This is a genomic window from Streptomyces sp. NPDC007162, from assembly GCF_040634175.1.
GTDB lineage: Bacteria > Actinomycetota > Actinomycetes > Streptomycetales > Streptomycetaceae > Streptomyces.
On sequence record NZ_JBEYFC010000343.1, the window covers coordinates 1 to 10009 of the forward strand.

Genomic DNA, 10009 nt, shown 5'->3' on the forward strand with positions numbered 1-10009 from the left:
GCGAACCGGATGCCCATCCGGCGCCCGGACGCCCTGCCGCGCGGCGCGGCGTCCGGGCAGGTCACCTCCAGGTCGAAGTCCGTGGGCCGGGAGGAAGTACTGGTTGATCGCGGTGAGCTCGCCGGTGAGCTGCTCGTTGAGGAATTCGATGACCTCGGGGTCGCCCTGCATCGCAGAGGCTCCTTCCGCATGGGTTCCGTACCGGACGGACGGGGACGTCTGCGGCGCATGATTGCACCGGTGCAGAAGATCGTCCAGTAAGTGCGTGCTTAGTGCGTAAGTCCGTTCTTGGCATGGGTTGAGGTTTTTGAGGATCTTCGGCCGGTTCGCCTGGTCCGGTGCACCGCCCGTGGTCTGTCAGGATGGAAGGCATGGGTCATCCGGTGGGGCGCGCGTCCAGAGAAGCCGCGGGGTCGGGGCTTCCGCCGGGGCAGCGGCTCCAGCGCGGCTGGCCCGTCACCCATTACGGCCCGGTGCCCAAGTTCCGGCCCGAGCGCTGGGAGTTCAGGGTCTTCGGCGCCACCGCCGACGGTGACGTGCGCACCTGGAACCACGAGCGGTTCACGGCCCTGCCGTACACCACCGTCGTCGCCGACCTGCACTGCGTGACGAAGTTCAGCATGCTCGGCGCGGAGTGGGGCGGCGTCCGGGCGCGGACCGTCCTGGAGCTCGCGCCGCCCGCCCCCGACGTCACCCATGTGATGGTCTGGGCGGAGTACGGCTTCAGTTCCAACCTGCGTCTCGCGGACTTCGCCGCCGAACGCACGATCTTCGCCACCCACAAGGACGGCGAACTCCTCACCGCCGAGCACGGCTTCCCGGTGCGCCTGGTCGTGCCCCAGCTGTACGCCTGGAAGGGCCCCAAGTGGGTCCGTGGTATCGAGTACATGACCGCCGACCGCCGCGGCTTCTGGGAGGAGCGCGGCTACCACAACATCGGCGACCCCTGGAAGGAGCAGCGCTACTCCTACCAGGAAGAACCGGGAGACGGCCCCGTGGTCTGACCTCCGCTGCCCTGGTGGTGGTACCGGTGCACCACCGCGTGTCCCTTGCCCCGTCCGATGGTCCACCGGTTGACCGGCGTGGTCACCACGAACGCCAGCGCGAGCGAGCCGGCCAGCGAGATCCAGAACAGCGCGTCGCCCAGCTGGGCGTCCATCGCGGCCGGCCAGACCAGGATCGTGCCGTTGTCGATCAGCTCCATCACGGCGATGGAGACCGTGTCGGCCGCCAGTGCCACCCGCAGTGCGGTCCGCAGGTCCACTCCTGCCCGCAGCACCCCGCGCATGGTCAGCGAGTATCCGAAGACGAACGCCAGCAGGATCGCCAGCAGTGTGGTCGGCAGGTTCCCCCAGCCGAACGCGGTGCCCACGACCATGCCGAGCACCTCGCCGATCGCGCAGCCGGTGAGGCAGTGCAAGGTGGCCTGGACGGCCGTGGTCCAGGACGCGTCGGTGACGTGCCCGGTGTGCTCGTGAACGGTGTGCTCGTGGTCCATGGCTGACCCCCGGTGTGGCTCTGTGAACTCGGCGACTCGCAACAGGTATACCCCCATGGGGTATTCCCGTGAAGGGTTCGGGCTCGTTCCGGTAACGGCGGACACATTCCGTGCCCAGAGCGCTACGCTGAGATCCTTGCCTGGCGGGAGACGCGCCGGGCAGACACGGATCCGAGGGGCCCTTGGGGTTCCGCTTGTGATCCGGTTCGGGGGCGAGCGGTCGGGGGACGACGGTGGGGCTGTTCGGAGAGCGGCATACCTTCTTGGGGGGTCTCGGTCCGGGGGACCGGGAGGCACTGGCGGGCCTGGGCACCCGGCACGAGTACCCGCCGTACGACACGGTTGTCTCGGAGGGCGACCGCACCACGTTCGCGGTGGTCCTGCTCAGCGGCTGGTGCACGGTGTGGACGCCGACGGAGCGCGGCGGCCGGCTGATCCTGGCCCTCAGACGGGCCGGTGAGGTCGTCGGCGACATGGCCGTGCTGGACGGCCGCCCGCGCAGCGCCTCGGTCAGCACCCTCGGCGAGGTGACCGGTCTGGTCGTACCAGGAGAGCGGTTCCGCCGGTTCCTGGCCGCCCGGCCGCACGCCAACGCGCTGATGACGATCCAGCTCACCGAGCGGCTGCGCAGCGCGGACCACGAGCGCCGGGCGCTGGCCTCCATGACCGTGCTGCAACGGCTCGCCGAGCGCCTGGTCGAGCTCGCCGACCGGGCCGGCCGCCAGGAGAACGAGGCCGTGACCATACGGCTGCCCCTCGCGCAGCACGAACTGGCCGCGTCCGTCGGCTCCACCCGCGAGGCCGTCGCCAAGGCGCTGCGCCTGTTACGGGAACAGGGTCTGGTCCGCACCGGCCCCGGCACCCTGGCCGTGGCCGATCTGGACCCGCTCCGCCTGCTCGCCGCCGGACAACCGCACGAGACCTGAGAACGCCGAGTCCCGTGCTGTGTAAACGGCTACAGCGGCGACCGGCCGGCTCCGCGACCATCGCAGCCAGGCGGCCGGTGGTCCGGCGGGACGGCAGGGAGGAGAAAGCGATGGAGGGGGAAGCCGCGTACGGCTTCATCGTCAACGTGGACGCGCAGGGCTCGGGCCTGCTGTCCGACACCGAGAAACCCGAGATGCGGCGCAGACTCTACGACGTCACGGGCACCGCGTTCGAGCGGGCCGGCATCCGCCCGCCGCGGCTCTACCAGGAGGACCGCGGTGACGGCATCCTCGGTGTGCTGACGCCCGACGTACCGCCCGTCCGGGTGGTGGGGGAGTGGATCGAACACCTCCACCAGAACCTGCGGGAGGCCAACCAGCACCTCAGAAAGCCGCTGCGGCTGCGCGTCGGCCTGCACATCGGGCGGGTCACGGCCGACGCCCACGGGCGCTCCGGGCGCGCCGTCGACCTGGCGTGCCGACTGGCCGACTGCACCGTCACGAAGGCGATCCTCAGGGCCGCGGACGGCGCGCCCCTGGTGGTGGTCGCGTCCGACCGCGTGCACGAGGACTTCATCCTGCCCGGTGGGCGCTGGGTGGATCCCGGGTACTACCGCCGGCACGACGTGGACCTCAAGGAGGGCCGCACCACCGCCTGGTTCATGGTCCCCGGCCGGTCCGAACCTCCGGAGCCGGACCCGGAGCACCCACCGACCGCGAAGACGCACACCCCCGCCGCCCCGCAGCCACCCCACCCACACCGCCCTCCGACCCCCCAGCCCCCGACGCCCCCCACCGACACCCCGGCTCCCGCCGAGTCTCCGGCTCCCGTCGGCACCGTGGCTTCCGCCGAGACCGCGGCCCCCGGTGACTCCCCGGCTCCCGTCGGCGCCGCGGTTCCCGCGGACGACGTGGTCGCCGAAGGGCGGGTCGTGCAGAACATCCACCAGCACGGGACCGGTCGGATCGTGGTCGGCGGCACCATCGACACCATCAATTTCTCCGACGGCGGTGGCCGGTGAACGCACAGGGCCCCCAGCCGCCCCCGGGCTCCCCGAATCCCCAGCAGCAGCAACAGCCGCAGCAGAAGGCCGAACCGGACAAGCCGCAGGGCGCCGAGCCCGCCGGCGCACCCGAGCCCGAGAAGGCCGACGTCATCGGCGGCTCGGCCGCCGACCCGCTCGGCGAGGAGGCGCTCCCCGGGGCCGCGGCGGCCGCCTCCCGCGTCTACCGCTCGACCGTGAGCCAGTACGGATCCGGCACCCTGGTCAGCTCCGGCTCCGTCGGCACCATGAACTTCTACGGCCGGCAGACGACGGAGCGCGTGCTCGCGGGCCCGCTGCCCGAGGACCAACTGCTGCGGTTACGCAAGGTCTTCAAGCAGCCCCCGGACTACGACGACTACCTCGACCAACTGGGCACCGGACGGCTCCTGGTGCTGTTCGGCCAGCCCGGCACCGGCCGTGCCTACACCGCGCTGTCCCTGCTGGACAGGCTGACCGGCGGCCAGGTCTCCCGGCTCGACCCGCGCACCGACCTGGACGAGCTCGACGGCGACCAGATCCGCGGCGGCCACGGCTACGCGCTGGAACCCGGTGCCGCGCTGCCCGACGAGACCGGCCTGGACCGGCTCTGCCAACTGCTCGGCCGCAACGACGCCTACGCGGTCCTGCTCGCCACCCCCGAACCGGGTGACGTGCTCGCCCGCGGCGCCCGCTACTACCGCGCCCACACCCCGGCCGCCCAGACCGCCGTACTCGAGGGCCACCTCGCCCTCGAACTCGACGGCCCTGGGCCCGACTACGAGCGCGCCCGGGCGACGGCCCTGGACCCCGACGTCCTGGCCGCGCGGGGCCTGAACGACCTGCGGCCCGCGGAGGCGGCCCGTTTCGCCACCCTGCTGGCCCGGCACACCCAGGGCAAGCTCACCCACGACGAACTCCTCGCCGAATGCCGGAGGTTCGCCGAGAACCAGGCCGCCGAATGGTTCGCGGGCGGCATCCGCTCCGAAACCCCGGAGCGGCTGCGGGACGCGGCCTACCGGATCGCCGTCGCCGTCCTCGACGGTGCCTCGCTCAGCGCCGTCGCCGAGGCCGCCGAGGTGCTCGCCTGGGAACTGGCCGTCACCGTCGACCCCGAGGCCACCCCCGGGCGCCCGCTGTTCAGCGACGGCGTCGACGCCCGCCTGGTCTCCGCCCGCGCGGTCGCCGAACTCGGCACGGAGGAGGTCGGCACCGAGGAGGTGCCGGTGCGCACCGTGCGGTTCGCCGGCGAGGCCCTCGCCCCCGCCGTGCTCGGCCACCTGTGGCAGCACCGGCACAACGCCCGCGGACCCGTGCTGCGCTGGCTGGCCGGACTCTGCGAGGACACCCGGCCCCAGGTCTGGGTCCGGGCCGCCGTCGCCGCCGGCCATCTGTGCCGCCTCGACCTCTCCCACACCGTGCACGAACTGGTCACGCCGATGGCCCGGTCCGAGCGGGCACCGCGCCGGCTGTTCGCCGCGACCGTCCTCGACGTGGCCCTCGGCTCACCGGAGGTCGGCACCGCCATCCGCGCCCTGGTCGGCTCCTGGGCCCGGTACGGCGACGAGGAACTGCGCTGGACCGCGGGCGCGGTACTCGGCCGGGGCCGGGCCACCGACAGCGTCCGCGACTCCCTCGACCTGCTCGGCGGCATCGGCGTCCGTGACGAGGGCAAGCTGCGCTCCGCCGCGGCGGTCCAGGTGGCCCACTTCGCCGGCGCCCACCCCGAGGGCCAGACCCTGCGCCGGATCCGGGCCTGGCTCTCCGACCCCCGCAGGCCCCAGCAGGACCTCGGCCTCCAGACCACGGTCTACCTGGCCGGCCTGCCCGCCAGCGACCTGTGGAACCTGCACGACGACCTGGAGGGGTACGGCGACTGGCCGCTGATGCTCGCCCTGGCCGAGGTGCGGCCCGCCCTCGCCCCGGAACTCGCCGGGCTGCTGTGGACGGCCCTGCAGACCCCACGGTCCTACGAGGCGGCCGTCGAGACCGTGTCCGACTGGCTGCGCGGCTCGGCCGGCCAGCCCTGGGCCGGCCGGCTGGAACGGTTCCTGCCGCTGCTCGTGCACAGCCACGACGACCGCAGCCGGCTGCTGGCCCTCGTCAAGGAACTCACCGAAGACCCCGATCAACCACTGAACGAACAGCAGGTCCGCCGCCTGTGGGGGGCGGTCCAGGGAGCGAGTACACCATGACGTACAACCAATGGCCCCCGCAGGACCAGGAGTTCGTCCTTCCGCACGATCTCAGAGGGCCCTTCGTCCGCGAGTTCGCCCCGCAGGCCGCCTACCGGCACCGCAACAGCCAGGTCGCCTCGGTGCTGTACTACAAGAACGGCGGGTACAGCGTCGTCACCGTCCGCGGCGCCGAGCACGTCAACAAGCCGTTGATGGGCAAGCCCACCTCGGTGTGCTGGATCGCCCGGGGCCAGCACCAGGTCTCCTTCCAGCTGGAGCTGCCCACCTACGGCGACCGGTCCCGGTTCCGGGCGGGCGCGGACGTCAACTGGGAGGTGCACGACTTCTACCTCGCCGCCGAGAAGCGCGTGGTCGACGTGGAACGCATGCTCCGGCCCTCGCTGGAGGCCCGGCTGCGCGGGCTCAGCCGCCGCTACAGCCTGGACTCCGCCCAGCAGGTCGACGAGGCCATCCAGGACGAGCTGGCCAGCGGCCGGTGGAGCGACTTCGGGGCCGAACTCGGCCTCGCCACCCAGGTGTTCGTCCGCATCGACCTCGGCCAGGCGGCCGCCGACCACCAGGCCCAGATGGTCGCGGTGGAGAAGGGCGGCATGGTCCAGGAGGCCATCGACACCGTCAACAAGGCGCGGATCGCCGCCAACATCGACGACGCGCAGAAGCTGATCAGCGCGGGCGAGACCGTCCAGTACGCCCACATGCTGGCCGCCGACCCGAGCCGCGCCCACGAAATCCTCGGCGTGCTCCAGCAGCAGGCCCGCGAACAGCGCAAGGGAGCCCTGGACTACCTGACCAACCTGATCAACCAGGGAGTGGTGCAGCGCCACCAGATCGACGACCAGGTGCAGGCCCTCATCGAGTACAGCCGTACGGTCTCCACCGGCGTCTTCCCGAACGGGATCCCGCAGGCCCCGACCTCCCTGCCGATACCGCCGATGCCGCCCGCGCCGCCGCTGCTCCCGGCCGACGCGCCCCCGCCGATCCCGCCGGGCCAGCCGACGGACGCAGTCCCCGGCGAGGGGACGGGGGTGGAGGACGACTCCAGCCCCGAGGCCCGCCGATGAGCCCGGGCGACCCCGCCGACCCCGCCGACGCCGCCGCGCACTACGTCGCCGAACGGCTGCTGCTGACCGTGCGCGAGGACCTGGGCAGGGCGGACGTGAAGGCGTCCGTCCTGCTCTCGGGAGCCGTCGCGGTCCCGGCGCTGGTGCTCGGCAGAGGGGCGCCGGCCGGCGCCTCCGGCATCGCCCTCGCCCTCCTCGCGGCGGGCGGGGCGCTCTGGGCGGCCGGCACCCTGCTGCTGCTCGCGGTGATCGTGCCCCGCACCCACACGGTCCGCTCCGCACCCGGCCCGACCTTCTACGCCGACGCGCTGGGCGGCGTCGACCGGGAGACGCTGCGCGGCGCCGCCGCCGAGGCCGGGGCGGACCGGGTGGGCTGGCTGCTCACCCAGTTCCAGGACGTCAGCGTGATCCTCTCGGCGAAGTACCGGTGGCTGCGCGGCTCGATGGCGCTGCTGGGCGCGGGCCTGCTGCTGGCGGCGGTGCCGCTGGCGGCGGGGTGAGCCCCGGCCGGAACCCCCGTCGGCGGGACGTCAGCCGTCGCGGAGCCGCTTGAGGCGCTCCACGTCGGCCGCGTGACCCTCCTTGCCGCCGGGCGTCTCGATGATCAGCGGGACTCCGGCGGTCGCCGGGTGGGTCATCAGCGCGCGGAACGGATCCTCGCCGATGTGCCCGGCCCCGATGTTCTCGTGCCGGTCCTTGTGCGCGCCGACCACGTCCTTGGAGTCGTTGGCGTGGATCAGCTTCAGCCGCCCCGCGCCGACGGTGTCCACCAGCAGGTCCAGCGTCCGGTGCATCCCGCTCGGTCCGGTCAGGTCGTGGCCGGCGGCGAAGACGTGGCAGGTGTCCAGGCACACGCCCAGCTTCGGATGGGCGTCCAGCGCCTCGAAGTACGGCCCGAAGTCCCAGGTCCGGGAACAGAGCGACGCGCCCTGCCCGGCGGTGGACTCCAGGAGCAGGAACGGGTCGTCGTCCTCGGTGAGTTCGTCGAGCAGCGGCAGCAGGTGCGTCCGTACCTGCTTCAGTGCCACCTCCCGGGCCCGCCCGCCGGTCGCGCTCCCGGTGTGCACGACCACCCCGAGCGCCCCGATCTCCCGGCCGCGCCGCAGCGAGTGCCGCAGCGACTCCACCGACCTCTCCACGGTCGCCTCGGTGCCCGAGCCGAAGTTGATCAGGTAGGGGGCGTGCACGTACGCCGGGATCGACCCCTCGGAACAGGCCGCGCGGAACGCCTCGTCCTGCTGGGGGCTGCCCGTCGGGGTGGCCCAGCCGCGCGGGTTGGCGACGAAGACCTGCACGGTCTCGGCCTTCAGCTCACGGGCGTAGGACAGCCCCACGGAGTGCAGGCCGCCGGCGACGGGCACATGGCCGCCGACGGGGTTGCGGGCGGGGCCGGACGGCGGGATCTCGGCGGGACGGGACTGCTGGTTCTTCACCCTTCAAGGGTGTCACGCAGGGGGCGGGCTCCCGGTCACCGGATGGTGATCGTGATCGTCGACCCCTTGGGCGCCTGCTCCCCGGCGTCCACCGACTGCTTCTTCACCGTGTTCCCGAACAGCCCGAGCAGCCCGCGGTCCTCCTTGACCTGGAACCCGGACTGCTCCAGCAGCTTCTCCGCGTCGTCCACGCCGGCCCCGACCACGTTCGGCACCTCGACCATCTCCGGGCCCTTGGACAGCGTCAGCGTCACCGTGTCGCCCTCCGCGACCCGGGCGTCACCCGCCGGGGTCTGCCGGGCGACCTGCCCCTGGTCGTACTCGGAGTTGACCTCGGTCGCCGAGACCGTGACCTTCAGCCCGGCCTGCTGGAGCTCCTGGCGGGCTTCGTCCAGGTCGTCGCCCGTGACGTCCGGGACGTCGACCGGTGAGCCCTTGCTGACGACGAGCGCGATCGCCGCCCCGGCGTGCCGCTTGCTCCCGGCCCCCGGATCCGTGCTGATCACTGACCCCTTGGGCATGTTGTCACTGAACTCCCGCGTCACCATGCCCGCCGCCAGCCCGTCGGCCTTCAGCAGTGCCCTGGCCCCGGCCAGCGTCCGGCCCTGCACATCCGGCACGTTCACGGTCTCGGGCCCGTCGGAGATCGTGAGCGTCACCGCGTCGTTGCTGCGGATCCGCTCGCCGGCCGCCGGGTCGGTGCTGATCACCGTGCCCCGCCGCACCGTGTCGCTGTAGGCGTGCTCGACCGCCTTGACGTCGAGCCCGGCCCCCTTCAGCCGGGCGGTCGCCTGCGCCTCGGTCTTCGACAGCAGCGGCGGGACCCGGGTGAACTGCCCGGAGTTGATGTACCAGACGCCGGTGCCGACACCGAGGACGAGCAGCACGGCGACGACCAGCGCGACCGGCCCGCGCCGCGAGCGACGGCCCCCGCGCCGCCGCTCCGGCACCGGCTCCGCCTCGAACCGGCTGGTCCGCAGCACGCCGTCGTCGTCCTCGTTGACCGGCAGCGGACGGGGCACCGTCAGCGACCGGGGTATGACGCTGGTCCGGTCCTCGGCGATGTCGTGCCCGGCCGCCAGCGCCTGCGGCGGCACGGCGTCCAGCTGCACGTCGGTGAGCGCGGCCCGCGCCTCCAGCACCACGGCCAGCAGCGCGACCGCGTCGGGCGGCCGGAGCCCGGGATCCCGGGCGGTCCCGAGGGCGGTCAGCTCGTCCAGCTCGGCGGCGAGACCCGGTACGGCGGCGGACGGCCGCGGCACGTCCTCGTGGAGGTGTTTGTAGAGGACGACCGCGGGCGAGTCCCCGTCGTGCGGCTTCTCCCCGGTGAGCATCTCGTAGAGCACCACACCGCAGGCGTACACGTCGACGCGCGGATCGGCGGACCCGTTCTCGACCTGCTCGGGCGCCAGGTAGGCGACGGTGCCGAGGACGGCCCCCGTCGTGCTGGTGACCGAGCCCACGGAGCGGACCAGTCCGAAGTCGGCGACCTTGACCCGTCCGTCGTCCCCTATGAGCACGTTCTCGGGCTTCATGTCCCGGTGCACGAACCCGGCGCGGTGCGCGGCGCCGAGCGCGGCGAGCACCGGCTCCAGGATGTCCAGCGCGGCCCGCGGCTGCAGGGCGCCGCGCTCGCGCAGCACGTCCCGCAGGGTGCAGCCGGCGATGTACTCCATCGCGAGGTACACATAGGTGCCGTCGGTGCCCTGGTCGAAGACCTGGACCACGTTCGGGTGGGCCAGTCGGGCGACCGACTTGGCCTCCCGGATGAACCGCTCCACGCCTCGGCGCTCGCGCGGGGCGGTCGCCGAGGTGTGGAGCTCCCTCCGTGAAGGGGAAGCGGTGCGACGGGCCGCCCGGCCCGCGTCTTC

Annotated in this window: 9 protein-coding genes and 1 pseudogene; 6 read left to right on the forward strand and 4 right to left on the reverse strand. The window is 73.0% G+C overall.

What is annotated here, in order from left to right; all coding sequences use genetic code 11:
• Nucleotides 1-84: 84 nt before the first annotated feature.
• Nucleotides 85-171: pseudogene (locus ABZ646_RS31320) on the reverse strand (bacterioferritin); the annotation flags it as partial.
• 200 nt (nucleotides 172-371) lie between these two features.
• On the opposite strand from ABZ646_RS31320, the gene ABZ646_RS31325 reads away from it, so the two are divergent.
• Complete coding sequence (locus ABZ646_RS31325) at nucleotides 372-1004, forward strand: sulfite oxidase-like oxidoreductase (RefSeq protein WP_360526218.1); 633 nt, start codon at nucleotides 372-374, stop codon at nucleotides 1002-1004.
• On the opposite strand, the gene ABZ646_RS31330 is transcribed toward ABZ646_RS31325, so the two are convergent.
• A complete protein-coding gene (locus ABZ646_RS31330; RefSeq protein WP_360526221.1) occupies nucleotides 968-1498 on the reverse strand; it encodes a DUF4396 domain-containing protein in 531 nt (176 codons plus the stop codon). The two genes, ABZ646_RS31325 and ABZ646_RS31330, sit on opposite strands and share 37 nt — an antisense overlap.
• Nucleotides 1499-1761: 263 nt before the next feature.
• Here ABZ646_RS31330 and ABZ646_RS31335 point away from each other — a divergent pair, with 263 nt between their 5' ends.
• From ABZ646_RS31335 to ABZ646_RS31355, 5 genes are all read left to right on the forward strand, one after another.
• Nucleotides 1762-2424 carry a Crp/Fnr family transcriptional regulator gene (locus ABZ646_RS31335; RefSeq protein ID WP_360526224.1) on the forward strand — a complete coding sequence of 221 codons (663 nt, stop codon included), beginning with the start codon at nucleotides 1762-1764 and terminating at the stop codon, nucleotides 2422-2424.
• Nucleotides 2425-2534: 110 nt separating this feature from the next.
• Complete coding sequence (locus ABZ646_RS31340; RefSeq protein ID WP_360526227.1) at nucleotides 2535-3446, forward strand: hypothetical protein; 912 nt, start codon at nucleotides 2535-2537, stop codon at nucleotides 3444-3446.
• On the forward strand, nucleotides 3443-5641 hold the full coding sequence (locus tag ABZ646_RS31345; RefSeq protein WP_360526230.1) for a hypothetical protein: 2199 nt from the start codon (nucleotides 3443-3445) through the stop codon (nucleotides 5639-5641). The genes ABZ646_RS31340 and ABZ646_RS31345 overlap by 4 nt, the downstream gene beginning before the upstream one ends.
• On the forward strand, nucleotides 5638-6705 hold the full coding sequence (locus tag ABZ646_RS31350) for a hypothetical protein (protein ID WP_360526233.1): 1068 nt from the start codon (nucleotides 5638-5640) through the stop codon (nucleotides 6703-6705). Before ABZ646_RS31345 ends, ABZ646_RS31350 begins: the two co-directional genes overlap by 4 nt.
• Nucleotides 6702-7205 (forward strand): Pycsar system effector family protein, encoded by a 504-nt coding sequence (locus ABZ646_RS31355; RefSeq protein ID WP_360526236.1) that lies wholly within the window; start codon nucleotides 6702-6704, stop codon nucleotides 7203-7205. Before ABZ646_RS31350 ends, ABZ646_RS31355 begins: the two co-directional genes overlap by 4 nt.
• Nucleotides 7206-7235: 30 nt before the next feature.
• Here ABZ646_RS31355 and ABZ646_RS31360 read toward each other — a convergent pair whose 3' ends face one another.
• Together ABZ646_RS31360 and pknB are read right to left on the reverse strand one after the other, a co-directional pair.
• Nucleotides 7236-8138: a deoxyribonuclease IV gene (locus ABZ646_RS31360; protein ID WP_360526239.1), complete on the reverse strand. Its 903-nt coding sequence runs from the start codon at nucleotides 8136-8138 to the stop codon at nucleotides 7236-7238.
• Between the two features lie 35 nt (nucleotides 8139-8173).
• A partial coding sequence (gene pknB, locus ABZ646_RS31365; RefSeq protein WP_360526242.1) for a Stk1 family PASTA domain-containing Ser/Thr kinase occupies nucleotides 8174-10009 on the reverse strand: 1836 nt, incomplete at its 5' end.